Annotated in this window: 16 protein-coding genes; 9 read left to right on the top strand and 7 right to left on the bottom strand. The window is 75.0% G+C overall.

Features of this window, described 5'->3' with window-relative positions; translation table 11 throughout:
* Window positions 1–87 precede the first annotated feature (87 nt).
* Entirely contained in the window at window positions 88–489 is a 402-nt protein-coding gene (locus tag BM237_RS10755; protein ID WP_093849347.1) for a hypothetical protein, read from the bottom strand.
* A gap of 205 nt (window positions 490–694) precedes the next feature.
* On the opposite strand from BM237_RS10755, the gene BM237_RS10760 reads away from it, so the two are divergent.
* From BM237_RS10760 to fxsA, 5 genes are all read left to right on the top strand, one after another.
* Window positions 695–1,135 (top strand): Lrp/AsnC family transcriptional regulator, encoded by a 441-nt coding sequence (locus BM237_RS10760; protein WP_194074729.1) that lies wholly within the window; start codon window positions 695–697, stop codon window positions 1,133–1,135.
* A 67-nt stretch (window positions 1,136–1,202) separates the two neighbouring features.
* Window positions 1,203–2,870, top strand: coding sequence for an amidohydrolase (locus BM237_RS10765; RefSeq protein ID WP_093849348.1), 1,668 nt, complete (start codon window positions 1,203–1,205; stop codon window positions 2,868–2,870).
* A 612-nt stretch (window positions 2,871–3,482) separates the two neighbouring features.
* Window positions 3,483–5,288: an apolipoprotein N-acyltransferase gene (lnt, locus tag BM237_RS10770; RefSeq protein ID WP_093849349.1), complete on the top strand. Its 1,806-nt coding sequence runs from the start codon at window positions 3,483–3,485 to the stop codon at window positions 5,286–5,288.
* The gene (locus tag BM237_RS10775) at window positions 5,285–6,055 is read left to right on the top strand and encodes a polyprenol monophosphomannose synthase (RefSeq protein WP_093849350.1); all 771 of its coding nucleotides are present in this window, start codon (window positions 5,285–5,287) and stop codon (window positions 6,053–6,055) included. Before lnt ends, BM237_RS10775 begins: the two co-directional genes overlap by 4 nt.
* A 1-nt stretch (window position 6,056) precedes the next feature.
* The gene (gene fxsA / locus BM237_RS10780) at window positions 6,057–6,698 is read left to right on the top strand and encodes an FxsA family membrane protein (RefSeq protein ID WP_093849351.1); all 642 of its coding nucleotides are present in this window, start codon (window positions 6,057–6,059) and stop codon (window positions 6,696–6,698) included.
* A gap of 106 nt (window positions 6,699–6,804) precedes the next feature.
* Here fxsA and BM237_RS10785 read toward each other — a convergent pair whose 3' ends face one another.
* The 4 genes from BM237_RS10785 to yczE form a co-directional block, all read right to left on the bottom strand.
* Entirely contained in the window at window positions 6,805–7,182 is a 378-nt protein-coding gene (locus tag BM237_RS10785) for an RNA polymerase-binding protein RbpA (protein WP_093656502.1), read from the bottom strand.
* Window positions 7,183–7,447: 265 nt separating this feature from the next.
* Window positions 7,448–8,827 (bottom strand): MFS transporter, encoded by a 1,380-nt coding sequence (locus BM237_RS10790; RefSeq protein WP_093849352.1) that lies wholly within the window; start codon window positions 8,825–8,827, stop codon window positions 7,448–7,450.
* Window positions 8,828–8,922: 95 nt separating this feature from the next.
* Window positions 8,923–9,708 carry a glycerophosphodiester phosphodiesterase family protein gene (locus BM237_RS10795; RefSeq protein ID WP_093849353.1) on the bottom strand — a complete coding sequence of 262 codons (786 nt, stop codon included), beginning with the start codon at window positions 9,706–9,708 and terminating at the stop codon, window positions 8,923–8,925.
* Entirely contained in the window at window positions 9,705–10,436 is a 732-nt protein-coding gene (gene yczE / locus BM237_RS10800; RefSeq protein WP_245793541.1) for a membrane protein YczE, read from the bottom strand. The genes BM237_RS10795 and yczE overlap by 4 nt, the downstream gene beginning before the upstream one ends.
* A gap of 98 nt (window positions 10,437–10,534) precedes the next feature.
* Here yczE and BM237_RS10805 point away from each other — a divergent pair, with 98 nt between their 5' ends.
* A complete protein-coding gene (locus tag BM237_RS10805; protein ID WP_093849354.1) occupies window positions 10,535–12,094 on the top strand; it encodes an aminotransferase-like domain-containing protein in 1,560 nt (519 codons plus the stop codon).
* Between the two features lie 30 nt (window positions 12,095–12,124).
* Here BM237_RS10805 and BM237_RS10810 read toward each other — a convergent pair whose 3' ends face one another.
* Window positions 12,125–13,720 (bottom strand): hypothetical protein, encoded by a 1,596-nt coding sequence (locus tag BM237_RS10810; RefSeq protein ID WP_175540967.1) that lies wholly within the window; start codon window positions 13,718–13,720, stop codon window positions 12,125–12,127.
* A gap of 100 nt (window positions 13,721–13,820) precedes the next feature.
* A complete protein-coding gene (locus tag BM237_RS10815; RefSeq protein WP_093849355.1) occupies window positions 13,821–14,015 on the bottom strand; it encodes a hypothetical protein in 195 nt (64 codons plus the stop codon).
* Between the two features lie 221 nt (window positions 14,016–14,236).
* On the opposite strand from BM237_RS10815, the gene BM237_RS10820 reads away from it, so the two are divergent.
* The 3 genes from BM237_RS10820 to BM237_RS10830 are packed head-to-tail and all read left to right on the top strand — an operon-like array spanning window position 14,237 to window position 16,289.
* A complete protein-coding gene (locus tag BM237_RS10820) occupies window positions 14,237–15,067 on the top strand; it encodes an ATP-grasp domain-containing protein (protein WP_093849356.1) in 831 nt (276 codons plus the stop codon).
* A gap of 50 nt (window positions 15,068–15,117) precedes the next feature.
* Entirely contained in the window at window positions 15,118–15,627 is a 510-nt protein-coding gene (locus tag BM237_RS10825) for a mycothiol transferase (RefSeq protein ID WP_093849357.1), read from the top strand.
* The gene (locus tag BM237_RS10830; protein WP_342746224.1) at window positions 15,582–16,289 is read left to right on the top strand and encodes an ATP-binding domain-containing protein; all 708 of its coding nucleotides are present in this window, start codon (window positions 15,582–15,584) and stop codon (window positions 16,287–16,289) included. The genes BM237_RS10825 and BM237_RS10830 overlap by 46 nt, the downstream gene beginning before the upstream one ends.
* Window positions 16,290–16,294: the final 5 nt, after the last annotated feature.

A 16,294-nucleotide genomic window follows, 5' to 3' on the forward strand; every position in this document is an offset into this window, starting at 1 on the left:
CGGCCGGACCGCCGGCGCGTCCGTGCCCGGCGGTGTCCCGGCGGTGTCGGGACGTGCGGTGCTTCCGGGCCGGGGCGGCGCGGGCCGTCAGTGGCGCGGGTGACGCCCGTGCGGAACGCGCATCGGGTGCGTACCCGGGCCGCCGACGTGGGAGAAGGGCTGCATCCGCCAGTGCAGCCCCTCGGGCAGCGTCAGCAGCGTCGCGGCGTCCTGCTCCCGGGTCTCGTGCTCCGGGCCCTCGGGCCCGGCGTCCTCCACCGGACGCCCCGATCCCTGGCACACCGTCAGGCCGAACGGATTCCACGGGGTCGGGCACAGGGCGTGCTCGGGGAGCGTCTCCTCGTCCGCCAGCAGCGCTATCGGCTGCGCGCAGTCCGGGCAGACCACCCGGAAGATCTCGTAGGTCTCATAGGTCTCGTCGGCCTCGGCTCTCTCCTCGTGGGCCTCGGCGTCCGGGTGACCGGTGTGGAGCGACTTCACCTTGCGCATGCAATCCCCCTTGGACGGGCTGCCGGGTGTCCGATCGAGGGTGTCCCGGCCACAGCAAGCATTTCCCTCCGTTGCCCATCCGTAATCTCCGCGCCCTCCCGGACACGGGAGCGCGAGTGTGGCGTTCGTCACATGTCCGCGCCCCGGGGTCGCCGACAGGCCGAACGGTGTGCCGTGGTGCGCCCGGCGCAGTAGGTTGCCTGTCGTGGAGGAGCTGGATCGTCGCATCGTGGAATTGCTCGTCAGGGACGGGCGGATGAGCTACACCGACCTGGGCAGGGCCACCGGCCTGTCGACCTCGGCGGTGCATCAGCGCGTCCGCAGGCTGGAGCAGCGCGGTGTCATCCGCGGCTACGCGGCCATCGTCGACCCCGAGGCCGTCGGGCTGCCCATGACCGCCTTCATCTCGGTCAAACCGTTCGATCCCAGCGCCCCGGACGACATCGCCGACCGGCTCGCCGAGGTGCCCGAGATCGAGGCGTGCCACAGCGTCGCGGGCGACGAGAACTACATCCTCAAGGTCCGGGTCGCCGCCCCCGTCGAACTGGAGCACCTGCTGGCGCGCATCCGCTCCCTGGCCGGGGTCTCCACCCGCACCACCGTCGTGCTGTCCACCCCCTACGAGGCCCGGCCGCCCCGCGTGTGAGGGTCCCGTGCCGCGTACGGGCGACCCCGGCGGCCGGGAGCGGCGGGGGAGGGGGAGACTGGCAGCCATGAGCGACAGCACGGCCCCTCTCGACCGGCCCGACCGCCCCGGCCGCCCCCGCACCGTCCTCCTGCGCGGAGGCGAGGTCCACAGCCCCGCCGACCCCTTCGCCACCGCCATGGTCGTCGACGGTGGCGGCATCGCCTGGGTCGGTTCGGAAGGGGCCGCGGACTCCTTCGCCGACGGCGTCGACGAGGTGGTCCACCTCGACGGCGCGCTCGTCACCCCGGCCTTCACCGACTCCCACGTCCACGCCACCGCGACCGGTCTGGCGCTCACCGGCCTCGACCTGTCCGGCACCCGCTCCCCGGCCGAGGTCCTGGACCGCGTACGGGAGTACGCCCGGGCCCGTCCCGGCGACCGGATCCTGCTCGGCCACGGCTGGGACGCGGCCGCCTGGCCCGGACAGCGGCTTCCCTCCCGCGCCGAGCTCGACGAGGCCGCGGACCACCGGCCGCTCTACCTCACCCGCGTCGACGTCCACTCGGCCCTGGTCACCACCGCGCTGCTCGACCTCGTCCCCGGCGACCCCGGCGTCACGGAACTGCCCGGCTACGCCCCCGACGCCGCCCTGACCGGCGACGCCCACCATGCGGTGCGCGCCGTCGCCCACGCCTCCATCACCCCCGCCCAGCGCACCGAGGCCCAGCGCGCCGCCCTGCGCCACGCGGCCTCCCGCGGCATCGGCACCCTCCACGAGTGCGCGGGACCGGAGATCTCGAGCGAGGACGACCTCACCGGCCTGCTGGAGCTGGCCGCCGCCGAGCCCGGACCCCGCGTCTTCGGCTACTGGGCCGAGCACATCACCTCCCCCGAGGGCGCGCGGCGGGTTCGGGAGCTCGGCGCCCTCGGTGCCGCGGGCGACCTCTTCGCCGACGGTTCCCTGGGCTCCCACACCGCCCATCTGCACGAGCCCTACGCCGACGCCGGCCACCGCGGCACCGGCCACCTGGACGCCGAGGCCGTCGCCGCCCACGTCGCCGCCTGCACCGAGGCCGGGATCCAGGCCGGTTTCCACGCCATCGGCGACGCCGCCCTCACCGCCGTCACCGAGGGCGTACGCGCTGCCGCCGAGCGGGTCGGCCTGGAGCGGGTGCGGGCCGCCCGGCACCGTGTCGAGCACGCCGAGATGCTGACCGGGGCCACCGTCGCGGCCTTCGCCGAGCTGGCCCTGACCGCCTCCGTTCAGCCTGCCTTCGACGCCGCCTGGGGCGGCGAGGGGGGCATGTACGCCCGGCGCCTGGGCCGCGAACGCGCCCGCACCCTCAACCCGTACGCCGCCCTGCTGCGGGCCGGTGTGCCCCTGGCGCTCGGCTCCGACAGCCCCGTCACCCCGCTCGACCCCTGGGGCACCCTGCGCGCCGCCGCCTTCCACCGCACCCCCGAGCACCGGATCTCCGTCCGCGCCGCCTTCACCGCCCACACCCGCGGCGGCTGGCGGGCGGTCGGCCGTGACGACGCCGGCGTCCTCGTCCCCGGAGCCCCGGCCGACTACGCCCTGTGGCGCACCGGCGACCTGGTGGTGCAGGTGCCCGACGGCCGTATCGCCGCCTGGTCCACCGACCCGCGCTCGGGCACCCCGGGTCTGCCCGACCTCGGCCCGGGGCGCCCGCTGCCCGTCTGCCTGCGGACGGTGGTCGGGGGGCAAACGATCTACGAACACCCGAACGGGTGATGGAAGGCGGGGCCATACCGCCGAACGATGTCCCTCCAGGTCCGCCCTCCCGCGGTGGCCCTCTCGGCACTGACCTGCTGCTTTGAGGAAACGCCGCAGGTCGTGGGGGTGTTGACAGGCTGTGGCGGTCGGCGGGTAGGTTCTGCCGGGTCCACCACAGGACGTCCGACCGGGGATCCTCCGCGCACAGTCGTCGAGCGAGCTGGGTCATGGGCGGTGCGTCGCGCCGGCGTACGGCCGGGAGCCAGATCCAGCGTCCGCGGCACGGAGACGGAGTGATCCCGGCTGGTCGGCGGTGCGACCCGGGTGGGGCCCGGAGGCTCAGTAGACAACGACTTTCGGCCGATCCGCAGCCAGCGGGTCCCAGGTCGGCCCGAAGGGCGCCGGGCCCCGATCCCGAGGACGCCCCTGCCCCGTACGTCCCTTCCGCTTCGCGCGTCCCCTCCGCCCCGCCCGCTCCGTTCGCCCCGTTCGCCGGCCGCGCGGGGCCGCCCGCCCCGCCCCGGTACGGAGCCTTCACATCCCCACCCCGCCCCCGTGGGGGCCGCCTGGCGTTGTACGGTCGGGCTCATCACCGTACGACCTGCTCGACCTGCGAGAAAGGCCGCGACCGTGCCATCGGGCCCCGAGACCACCGCCGAAGCCGAGACCGGCGGCGCGGCCGCCGACCGTCCGGACGAGCCGCAGCACCGCCGTACGCCCGCCCCGTCCGGCGTCCCGGCCCGCGCCGCCGGGGAAGCTCCTGCCCCGGCCGCCGGCGAAGCCGGGGCCCGTCCGGCGCCCCGTTTCCCCGTCCGCCTGGCCAGGTCGGCACGCCGCGAGGCGTGGCGCACGGCGGCGGCTGCGGTGAGCGGTGTCGCTCTGGCCGCCGCCTTCCCCCCGTACGGCCTGTGGCCGCTGTCGGTCGCCGCGGTCGCCGTCCTCGCCCTCCTCACCCGGGGGCGTACCGCCGGTCAGGGGGCCTGGCTCGGTCTGGCCATGGGGCTGCCGTTCTTCCTCGTACTGCTCAAGTGGCTCCATGTGATCGGCTGGGACGCGGTGTTCGGCCTGTCCCTGGTCGAGTCGCTGTTCTTCGTCCCGATGGGCGCCGGGCTGGCCGCGACCTCACGGCTGCCGCTGTGGCCGCTGTGGGGAGCCTGCCTGTGGGTCGCCGAGGAGTGGGCGCGCGACCGGATCCCCTTCGGCGGCTTCCCCTGGGGGCGGCTGGCCTTCGCCGTCACCGACTCGCCGTTCCTGCCGCCGGCCGCCCTGGGCGGCGCCCCGCTGGTGACCTTCGCCGTCGCGCTGACCGGCACCCTGCTCGCCGCGGCGGCCGTCTCGGCCGGCGCGGCCGCCGCCGGCCGGCGGCGCGGAGCGGCCGGGACGGCCGAGGAGGACGGGGCCGGCGCCCGTACGGCGCGCCCGGCCCTCGCCGCCGCCGGGGCGGTCGCCCTGGCCGCGGCCGTGACCGCCGCCGGCCAGGCCGTGCCGGTCCGCACCGCGGCGGCCGACACCGTCCGCATCGCCGTCGTCCAGGGCAACGTCCAGCAGCCCGGCATGGACTTCCTCGGCCGCCCGATGATGATCCTGAACAACCACGTCGAGGCCACCCTGAAGCTGGCCGAGGACGTGGAGGCGGGCCGGGAGGAGCGGCCGGACCTGGTGATCTGGCCGGAGAACGCCTCCGACCTGGACCCGCACCGGTACCCGCAGGCGTACGACGCCATCGACCGGGCGGCGAAGGCCGTGGGCGTCCCCGTCCTGGTCGGCGCCCTCGTCGACCACCCCGAGCGCGAGGGCTACGTCGAGAACCAGGGCATCGTCTGGGACCCCGAGGCGGGCCCCGGAGCCTCGTACACCAAGCAGCACCCGGTGCCCTTCGGCGAGTACGTCCCCTACCGCGACCAGCTCAGCAAGGTCATCACCCGCCTCCAGCGCGTCCCGCGCGACTTCTGGCCCGGCCAGAGCACCGGGGTGATGGACGTCGGCCCCGCCCGGCTCGGCGACGTCATCTGTTTCGAGGTCGCCTACGACGAGATCGTGCGCGACACCGTCAACGACGGCGCCCGCGCCCTGGTGATCCAGACCAACAACGCCACCTACGGCAACACCGGCCAGCCCGAGCAGCAGCTGGTCATGTCCCGACTGCGGGCCGTCGAGCACGGACGGGCCGTGGTCACCGCCGCGACCAGCGGCATCAGCGCGATCGTCGCCCCCGACGGCACGATCGGGCAGCGCACGGAGGAGTTCACGCAGGACGTGGTCACCGCCGACCTCCCGCTGCGCGACGAGACCACCCTGGCCGACCGGATCGGCCCCGTACCGGAGTGGGTGCTCGCTATGGTGGGCGTCCTGTCCTGCGCCGCGGCCTTCGCGACCGGCCGACGGGGGCGGGCACACGGGGTGAACGGGACGGACGAGAAGAGGCGGCAGCAGTGAACGAGGCGGGGCAGCGCCGGAAGGATCCGCTCGGCAGGATCCTCGTGATCATCCCGACCTACAACGAGGTCGACAACATCCGGCCGATCGTCACCAGAGTGCGCGCCGCCGTCCCCGAGGCCCACGTCCTGGTCGCGGACGACAACAGCCCCGACGGCACGGGGAAGGTCGCCGACGAGATGGCGGCCGAGGACGAGCAGGTCGAGGTCCTCCACCGGGAGGGCAAGGAGGGGCTGGGCGCCGCCTATCTGGCGGGCTTCCGCTGGGGCATCGACAACGGCTACGACGTCCTGGTCGAGATGGACGCGGACGGCTCCCACCAGCCCGAGGAACTGCCCAGGCTGCTGACCGCGCTCAAGGGCGCCGACCTGGTGCTGGGCTCGCGCTGGGTGCCGGGCGGGCGGGTGGTCAACTGGCCGGGCCACCGCAGGTTCCTCTCGCGCGGCGGCAGCACCTACTCCCGGCTGCTGCTGGGCGTGCCCCTGCGGGACGTCACCGGCGGCTACCGGGCGTTCCGCAAGGAGACCCTGCTGGGGCTGGGCATGGACGACGTGGCGTCCCAGGGGTACTGCTTCCAGGTGGACCTCGCCCACCGCGCCGTGCAGGCCGGGTACCAGGTGGTCGAGGTGCCCATCACCTTCGTCGAGCGCGAACGCGGCGACAGCAAGATGAACCGCGACATCGTCGCCGAGGCCCTGTGGCGGGTCACCGCCTGGGGTGTGCGGTCCCGTGTGAACCAGGCGCTCGGCCGCAGGCACACTGGATGACATGACGACCGGCGCACCGTACCCGTACGAGCCACCTCCGCGGCACTCCCGTCCCGGACCGCAGGGCCCGGGATCTCCCGGCACCGGGCCCCGGCGCCGCTCCCGGCGCAGCTTCGTCCCCCTGGGGCTGGCCGCCTTCGTGGTCCTGGAGATCTGGCTGCTGACCCTGCTGGCGGACGCCACGAACGGACTGGTCGTCCTGATCGTCCTGGTCGCGGGGGCGGTACTGGGCGCCGCGATCGTCAAGCGCGCGGGACGCCGTGCCTGGCGCGGTCTGGTCGAGACCGTCGAGAGCCTCCAGCCCGGCGCCGAGCCGCGCTCCGGGCCGCAGGCCGACCGGGGCGGGCACGGGCAGGCCATGCTCGGCGGCCTGCTGCTGATGCTGCCGGGCCTGATCTCGGACGCGGCCGGGCTGCTGTGCGTCTTCCCGCCGACGGCCGCGCTGCTGCGCCGCGGAGTGGAGCGCCGGCTCGGCCGCCGCACCGGCTTCGCCCCCGGATCCCTGGAGGACTCCCTGCGGCAGGCGCGCACGGCGGAGGAGCAGTTCCGCATCCACCGGCCCGACGGCAAGGTGGTGCAGGGAGAGGTCGTGCGCGACGACGAGCGCGACGCCCGCGGCGGGGAGGACGGGGAGGCGCGCTAGCCGTCCCCCGCCCGGCCGCACACATGGGTGAGGGCCCGGCCACCGGACGGTGGCCGGGCCCTCACCCATGTGCTCCCGCGGTGCGGCGCGGTGCCGCGTGCCGCCGTCAGGCGGACTTGCGCTTGCTGTCCCGCGGGTGCACGGCGATGTTCATGGTCCCGGAGCGCAGGACCGCCAGCCTCTCGGCCAGCACCTCCTCCAGCTCCTCACGGGTGCGCCGCTCCATGAGCATGTCCCAGTGCGTACGCGCGGGCTTGCCCTTCTTCTCCTCGGGGCCCTCGCCGTTGACCAGGAGCGCCTGGGCGCCGCATACCTTGCACTCCCACTCCGGCGGAATCTCGGCCTCAACCGAGAACGGCATCTCGAACCGATGACCGTTCTGACATGCGTACTCCACGGCCTGGCGTGGCGCCAGGTCGATACCGCGGTCGGTCTCGTAGCTGGTCACCACGAGTCGCGTGCCGCGCAGAGCTCGCTCACTCATGAATCGTGCCTCCCGGGCTTGTCGCCCACAGGACAGGTGTCGCTGTCGTCGTCATCCGGTCAACGTCCGGTCGGCGGTGAAGATTCCCGATCTGGGACATGCGTCGCCCGTCGTGCCGCTGCCTCGTCGGATATGCGGTACCCGCAGCCGCCCGCTTTGTCACATCCCACAAGGAACGTAACGTAACGTTCGCCTATCTTTGGCGTGCGGTAACGGTCCATCCGACGAGTTGCAGGCGTACACTACCCGCCCTTCGGCCGATGGCCTAAATCCGATCCGGCGCAGCGGCACCCACCGCCGCCACCGCTCGTCTGACCGGTACCCGCAACAGCAGGACGAAACCCAGAACGAAGAAGATCACCAATGAGATGATCGCGTCCCGGTAGCTGCCGGTGAGCTGGTAGGTGAGCCCGAACACCAGCGGCCCCAGCCAGCTCGTGCCGCGATCGCTGACCTCGTACAGCGAGAAGTACTCCGCCTCCTTGCCCGGCGGCACCAGCTGCGCGTACAGCGACCGCGACAGCGCCTGGGTGCCGCCCAGCACCATCCCGATCGCCGCGGCCAGCACGAAGAACCACACCGGCTCGCCCGCGGGCAGCACGTATCCGGCGCCCACCGTCGCCGTCCAGGCCACCAGTGAGCCCAGGATCGTGCGCTTGGCGCCGTAGCGCACCGCCAGCCGTCCCAGCAGCAGCGCCCCCACCACGGCCAGGACCTGCACCAGCAGGATCGCGCCGATGAGGGTGGTCTGGTCCATCCCCAGCTCCCCGGCGCCGAAGACCGAGGCCTGGGTGATCACCGTCTGCACGCCGTCGTTGTAGAGCAGGTAGGCCAGCAGGAACATCAGGGTGAGCGGATAGCGGCGCAGATCGCGCAGCGTCCCGGCGAGCTGCCGCCAGCCGCCCCGCAGGGACATCCCCCCGGTGGCGGAACCGGCCGGGCCGGCCGAACCGGCGGGGGCGTGAGCGGAGGGCCGCTCGCGCAGCCGCCGCAGCGGGATGATCGCGAAGACCGCCCACCACAGGCCCGCCGAGGCCAGGCAGATCCGCACCGCGGTGCCCTCGTCCACGCCCAGCGACTCGTGCCCGAGGAACAGCGCCAGGTTGGCCACCAGCACCAGGGAGCCGGAGGCGTAGCCGAAGGCCCAGCCGCGCGAGGAGACCGCGTCCCGCTCCCCGGGGGTGGCGATCTGGGGCAGGAAGGAGTTGTAGACCACCACGGCCGTGGCGTAGGAGACGTTCGCCACCACCAGCAGCGCCCCGCCCAGCAGATAGCGGTCGCCCTCCAGGAAGAACATCCCCGTGGTGGCCGCCGCCCCCAGGTAGGCGAACACGCCCATGATCGGCTTCTTGCGGCCCGACCGGTCGGCGATCGCCCCGGCCAGCGGCATCACCAGCACCGACAGCAGCACCGAGACGGAGACGGTGTAGGCGAAGTACGAGCCGGCACGGACCGGGATGCCCAGGGGGTGGACGTAGCCGGCGCCGTCCGCCGCGGCCTCGGCGACCGAGGTCAGATAGGGGCCGAGGAAGACGGTGAGCACACTGGTGGAGAAGACGGAGACCGCCCAGTCGTAGAAGTACCAGCCGCGCTGCTCGCGGCGCCGCTCGGCGGCCCCGGCCCCCGCCACGGTCTCGGTGCCCACCCGCGCCCCCTCGTTCGTCCCGTGCGCAGACACGGGACGCGGGCGGGGGAGCGGCCCTCGCCGCCCGGCGGCTCCGGCCGTCCGGCCGCCGGACGTCAGATCCAGGCCCCCCGCTCGGCCAGCACCGTGCGCAGTGTCTCGATGTGATCGGTCATGATGCCATCCACGCCCAGATCCAGCAGCGCCCTCATCCGCTCCGGATCGTTGACCGTCCACACGTGCACCTGGAGGCCCCTGCGGTGGGCGTGGCGGACGAACGCCCGGTCCGCCACCGGTATCCCGCCGTGCCGCACCGGGACCTGCGCGCACAGCGCGCCGCGGCCGACCGCGCCCGGCAGGCGGTACGAGCGCAGCCGCAGGCCCAGGACGCCGCGCGTGCCCAGCGAGGTGGCCAGCCGCGGGCCCGCCAGGCGCCGGGCCCGGGTCACCCGGGACTCGTCGAAGGCCCCCAGGCACACTCGGCCCCAGGCGTCGGCGCGGTCCAGGATCTCCAGCAGCGGGGCGAGCGCGGCGTCCGCCTTGACGTCGATGTTCCAGCGGGCGCGGGGGAAGGCGCGCAGCAGGTCGGCGAAGAGCGGCACCGGCTCACCGCCGCCCACCCGGACCCGCCGCACCTGTGCCCATGGCAGGGAGGCGATCGCCCCGCTGCCGTCGGTGACCCGGTCCAGCGTGGCGTCGTGGAAGGCGACCAGCTTCCCGTCCGCCGTGGCGTGCACGTCGGTCTCCAGATAGCGGTAGCCCAGCTCCACCGCCCGCGCGAAGGCGCCGTGGGTGTTCTCCGCTCCCGGCGCGGCGCCGCCCCGGTGGGCGAAGGCCAGGGGAGCGGGGTGGTCGAAGAAGGGATGGTCGGGGCGCGGTGCGCGGAGGGCCGGTGCCGTCATGGACGCAGTATGGCGCGACGCCGCCGGCGCCCCCGCGGGCGGTCCGCCGGATCGTCTCCCGAACCGCCTTGTCCGTCGTCCGTCCCGCCGGCGGGCGTGCCGAAGATCCTCAGGAAGAACTGGGAGAGCGGCCCGATCGCCAGGGCGTAGAGCACCGTGCCCGCGCCCACGGTGCCGCCCAGCAGGAAGCCGGTGGCCAGGGCGGCCACCTCGATGCCCGTCCGCACCAGGCGCACCGAGCGTCCGGTGACCCGGTGCAGGCCGGTCATCAGGCCGTCGCGCGGGCCCGGCCCGAAGCGCGCCGTGATGTACAGGCCGGTCGCCACCCCGTTCAGCACCACCGCGCCCACCAGCAGCGGCGCCCGTACCGCGAGCACGGCCGGCTCCGGCATGAGGGCCAGGGTGGCGTCCATGGCCAGCCCCACCACGATCACGTTGGAGACGGTGCCCAGGCCGGGCCGCTCCCGCAGCGGTATCCACAGCAGCAGCACGGCCGCGCCGGTGATGATCACCACGGTGCCGATGGTCAGCCCGGTGTGTCCGGAGACGCCCTGGTGGAAGACGTCCCACGGGCCGAGGCCGAGATCGGCGCGGACCATCAGCGCCAGGCTGGCCCCGTAGAGCACCAGGCCGGCGTAGAGCCGTACGAGACGGCGGGCGAGACGGTCGGGGCGTGCGGCCGAGCCGCCGGAGTCCCCGGATCCTGTGAGTCCTCTGGAACCGGACAAGAGTCCGTCCTTTCTGGCGCGTTGGACTGATGCGTGACACTCTGTGGCCTGTAGGCGGATCCCGCACATGGCCAATCTGGAGAAGGTGGACTCAACCGATGGTTCAGTGGACCTCGGCGGTCGGAGCGTCCCAACTCGCCCGCCTCCTGTCCTCCCACCGCGCCGAGGCGGGCGGAACGCGGCGGACGCCCGCCTACCGGGCCCTCGCCGACGGAGTGCGCCTGCTCGTGCTGGAGGGCCGCGTCCCCGTCGCCGCCCGGCTGCCCGCCGAGCGGGAGCTGGCCGCGGCCCTGTCCGTCAGCCGCACCACCGTGGCCGCCGCGTACGAGGCGCTGCGCGGCGACGGGTTCCTGGCCTCGCGCCGCGGCGCGGGGAGCTGGACGGCCCTGCCCGCCGGCAACCCCCTGCCGTCCGGCGGACTGGCGCCCCTGCCCCCCGATGCCGCCGGGACCATGATCGACCTGGGCTGCGCCGCCCTTCCCGCCCCCGAGCCCTGGCTCACCCGTGCCTTCCAGGGGGCCCTGGCCGATCTGCCGCCCTACGCCCACACCCACGGCGACTACCCGGCGGGACTGCCGGTGCTGCGCCAGGCACTGGCCGACCGCTACACCGCCCGCGGCGTCCCGACGATGCCCGAGCAGATCATGATCACCACCGGCGCCATGGGCGCGGTGGTCGCCATCCGCGCGCTGTTCGCGCCGCGCGGCGAGCGCGTCGCCGTCGAGCACCCCTCGTACGCCAACGTGCTGCGCCTACTGAGCGAGGCGGGCGCCCGGCTGGTGCCCGTCGCGATGGGCGAGGGACTCACAGGCTGGGACCTGCCCGCCTGGCGCAGGGTGCTGCGGGACGCCGCGCCGCGGATGGCGTACGTCATCGCCGACTTCCACAACCCCACCGGCGCGCTGGCCGGGGAGGAGCAGCGCCGGGAGCTGGTGGCCGCCGCCCGGGCCGCGGGCACCGTGCTGGTGGCGGACGAGACCATGGCCGGTCTCGACCTCGACGCCCCGCCCGGCGAGCCGATGCCCCGCCCGGTCGCGGCGTTCGACGCGGGAGGCTCCACCGTCGTCACGGTCGGCTCGGCCAGCAAGGCCATCTGGGCCGGGCTGCGCATCGGCTGGATCCGGGCCGCGCCCGAGACCATCCGCAGCCTGGTCGCGGCCCGTGTCTACGCGGACCTGGGCAGCCCCGTGCTGGAGCAGCTCGCCGTCGCCCGGCTGCTGACGGAGAGCGGCGGGCAGGGCGGGGCACCGGGCGATGGGCGGGAAGACGGGGACAGCGGCTGGGGCAGTGGCTGGGACCGGGCCATGGCGGTCCACCGCGAGCGGGCCCGGGAGAACCGCGCCGCTCTCACCGAGGCCCTGCGCGAGCACCTCCCGGACTGGGGGTTCACCGTCCCGCGCGGCGGCCTCACGCTGTGGGCGCGCACCGGCGACCTGTCCGGTTCGCGGATCGCCGAGGCCGGCGAGCGGCTGGGGGTGCGCGTCCCCTCCGGGCCGCGCTTCGGGGTGGACGGCGCGTTCGAGGGCTATGTGCGGCTGCCGTTCACGGTCTCCGGCCCCGTGGCCGCCGAGGCGGCGGCCCGGCTGGCGGCGGCCGCGCGGCTGGTCGCCGACGGCCGGAACGCGGGCGGAGACATCCCGCGCAGCTCCGTCGCCTGAACCGCCGCCCGCCCGCCGCCGGCCGGAGCCTCAGTGGAGCGCCCGCCGGGCCGCGGCCCTCGGCGGACCGGCCACCGGCTCCGGCAGCAGGTCCAGGACCGCCCGCCGCTGCGGCTCGGCCGCCTCCCCGTCGAAGGGGTCGGGGGCGGCGGGCACCTGGAGGCGGTGCACCGGCCCCGAGCCCAGCCGGGCGTAACCGCGCCCCGCGGGCACCTCGGGAGGCGGTGTGGTCGAGGGCGCCTCGCCGAGTACCGCCCGCACCTCCTGCGGCGTCGCCGCGCCGAGCACCACCCGCGCCCGGGTGTACGCGCGGACGGCCCCGGTCAGCTCCCCCGCGCCCTCGAACTGGTCGGCCAGCGCCACGGTCACCCGCACCGCGCGCCCGTACCGCAGGGGCACCTGGAGCAGGTCCTGCGGGTCGCGCTGCCCCTCGGCACGGGCCAGGTGGCTGAGCACCGAGGGCCGGTCCACCAGCACCCACAGCGGGCGGCAGACGTCCTCCGGCGCGTCCCGTCCGGTCTGGCGGACCCGGTTGGCGGCCAGCAGCCTGCGCTCGGTCTCCCGCACCACCCACTCCAGCACCGACAGCGCGCCGGCCGGGGTGGACTCCACCGCCCGCACCCTGCCGCGTCCGGCCAGGAACGCGTACTCGCCCGCTCCGCCGCCGTCCACGACCAGCACCTCGCCCTGCCGCAGGGCCTGGAGGGCGACCGACCGCAGCAGCGTGGTCGTCCCCGACCCGGGGTGGCCCAGCGCCAGCAGGTGCGGCTCGGTGGAGCGCGGGCCCGTACGCCACACCACCGGAGGCACGTCCAGCCGCTCGCCGCCCTCCGCGACCACCGGTACCGTGCGGGGGACGGTGTGGAGGTCGGTGAAGCCCAGTACGGTCTCGCCGGGCGCGGTGACGAAGCGCTGCGCGCAGATGCCGGAGGGCAGCGGCGGCAGCGCGGTCAGGGTGAGCTCGCCCACTTCCTCCGCCCAGGCGAAGTGGTACTCCCGGCCCCGGCCGGCCTTGGCGCACAGCAGCTCCTGGAGGTGCGCGCGGGACTTGGGATCGCCGTCCCCGAAGTGCGGCGGGTAGCGCAGCCGCAGCCGGGCCAGCCGCCCCTCCTCGGCGAACGCGAAGCCGGTGAAGGCCCGCCGCCAGTCGCCGTCGTGGGCGTACAGGGGCTGCGGGCGGGGGTCGTCGGCGAGTGACAGATGCGGCACCAGCGCCTCGTAGAGGGTCTGCAGCCGCGCGCGCTCGGCCTCGCCCGGCTCGCCCCCGGCGGTGTCCGGGGACCGGTCGCGGCCCTGCCAGAGCGCGGCGCCCGCCAGCGCGGCCGCCCCCAGCAGCGGCCCGTACGGGGCCAGCCACAGTGTCAGCAGGCAGGCGGCCACGGTGAACAGCACCGGACCCCGCCGCTCCCGGGGGGTGCGCTCCCAGCGGTGCCGCCCCGCGGAGGCGAGGCGCCCCAGACCGCGGGCGGCCACGGCCGGCAGTCGCAGTGCGTCGAGGGCGTACTCCGCGGCGGCCCGCCGCAGGTCCCGCCCGCGGGCCGGCGGGGCGGCGCCCGGTGCGGGGTGGGGGTGGGGGTGGGAAGCGTGCAGCGGGGTGAGTGCCGGGGGGAAGGGCCGCCAGGCCACGCCGAATCTCCTGCCGTCCGGAGCCCTGGGGCTCGAAGTCCTGCGGGTCGTGGGTGCGGTGGTTCCGGTTGGCGTACCGGAGGGGCCGCGCCGGGGGTTCCTAGAAGGGGATGTTCCCGAGGAGGTTGGCGAGGGTGTCCCCGCCCGCCTGGATGCCGGGTGCGATCGCCGATCCCGCCAGGTAGAACCCGAAGAGCGCGCACACGATGGCGTGGGAGAGCTTGAGGTTGTCCTTGCGGAAGAACAGGAAGACGATCACTCCGAACAGCAGGACACCGGAGATCGACAGCACCATGGGTCAACTCCCTGTGTGGCGATGGGTTTGTCACCGTGTGTTCCTCAAGCTTCACAGAGCGTCCGGGGTGCCGAAAGCGGCGGAAGAGTGATATCAGCACATTTCCTCTACTCCGTCCGGAGTGCGCCTTCCGGGCGGAGGGGCACCCCGGTCTCCGGAGGCCGGGAGGTAGCTTCTCGGGAGCCGACACGCGACACGACACGCGACAGGGAACGGGAACCATGCGCCGCAAGCCCGCACTGCTCTACGTCACCGACCTCTCCTACGAGGCCCGGGGCCGCCGCTACGGCGACGAGGACGTCCGCCTCTCGGCCCGGCTGCGCGAGGACTTCCGGATCGCGCTCTGCCACCCGCGCGACGCGGCGGCGCTGATGGACGCCTTCGACGCGGTCGTGGTGCGCAACAGCGGCCCCGTGCTGCACCACCGGGACGCCTGGGAGGACTTCCGCGCCCGGGCGCTGGAGCGGGGGAGCAGGGTCTTCAACGAGCTGTCGGGCAGGGCGGACATGGTCGGGAAGCGGTACCTGACCGAGCTGAGCGCGGCGGGGGAGCCGGTCATCCCCACCGTTGACCGCCGCGAGGACCTGGACCGGCTGCCGCCGGCGGCCGAGTACGTCGTCAAGCCCGAACTCGGCGCCGACTCCATCGGCCTGGAGGTCGTCCCCGCGGAGCGGCTGGCCCGCCTCGCCCTCGGGCCGGGCGCCGGTCTGCTGGTCCAGCCGAGGATCGACTTCCACCACGAGGTCTCGTTCTACTTCGTCGACCGCTCCTTCCAGTACGCCCTCTACGCCCCCGACCCCGGGCGGCGCTGGGAGCTGGAACCGTACGCCCCCACGGCGGACGACCTCGCCTTCGCGCAGCGGTTCGTGGACTGGAACGCCATCGACCACGGCATCCAGCGGGTGGACGCCTGCCGCACGGCGGAGGGGGAGTTGCTGCTCGTGGAGCTTGAGGACCTCAACCCCTACCTGTCGCTGGACCGGGTGGACGCCGGCACGGGGGAGGCGTTCGCCGCCGCGATGACCGCCTCGCTGCACGCACTGCTGGCCTGAGCAGCTCCGGGCTCCGCTCCGGGGGCGTGCGCGGCGGCTAGGGGCGCCGCATGACGGGCACCACGGGCACCACGGGCACCGCAGACGCCGGCGGCACGGCGAGGGCGGCGGAGGGGCCGCGCGGCGCCGTGCGGCCCCCGGAGGTGGAAGCCGGGGAGCGGACCACCCTGCTGGCCTTCCTCGACTATCTGCGGGACGCGGTCGCCGCCAAGGCCGCCGGTGTGCCGGAAGAGGCGGCCCGTGCGGCGGGGGTGCCCTCCGGGACGAGTCTGCTGGGGCTGGTCAAACATCTGACGGCAGTCGAACACAACTGGTTCGTCCGGGCGTTCGCGGGTGAGGGGGATGCCCCCGCGGACGACGGCGCGCCGCCCGCGCCCGGGGAGACGGCCGGAGAGATCCTGCGTGCCTACCGGGAGGCCGCCGGGCGCTCGAACGCCATCGCCGCGGCCTGCGACCGGCTGGACCGGCCGAGCGCGCGGCGGCCGACCGGACCTGGGCCTTCGGCCATGTCGTCGTGGACGAGGCGCAGGAGCTGTCCGCGATGGACCGGCGACTGCTGATGCGGCGCTGCCCCGGCCGGTCGATGACCCTGGTCGGCGACATGGACCAGGCGGGGGCCCGGGGCGGGGCGGCGTCCTGGGAGGAGGCGCTCGCCCCGCACGTGGGGGACCGGTGGCGGCTGGAGCGACTGGAGGTCAACTACCGCACCCCCGCGGAGATCGCGGAGGTCGCCGCCGGCGTGCTGGCCGCACTCGGGACGGCCGCCGAGCCGCCGCGGCCGGTGCGCTCCACCGGCGTACGGCCGTGGCGTCTGCGCGTACCGCGGGGTGAACTGCCCTCCCGGGTCGGCGAGCTGGCGGCGAAGGAGGCGGTCGCCGTGGGGGAGGGGCGGCTGGCGGTGATCGTGCCGGGTGCCCGGCTGGCGGAGCTGGGCCGTGCGGTGGCGGCGGCCGTGCCCGGGGCGGAGACCGGAGGGGAGGTGCGGCTGGAGGGCACGGTGGCGGTGCTGGACGTCGCACGGGCCAAGGGCCTGGAGTTCGACTCCGTCCTGCTCGTCGGGCCGGAGGAGATCGCGGCCGCCTCGCCGCGCGGCCTGAACGACCTCTACGTCGCCCTCACCCGCGCCACCCGGCGGCTGGGAGTGGTGCACACCGGCGAGCTGCCCGGCGCTCTGGCCCGGCTGGTCCCGTACGGCGGGCACGGGGAGTCCGGCGGGGAGTGACGGGT

The organism is Streptomyces mangrovi, from assembly GCF_900114215.1.
Classification (GTDB): Bacteria; Actinomycetota; Actinomycetes; order Streptomycetales; family Streptomycetaceae; genus Streptomyces; species Streptomyces barkulensis.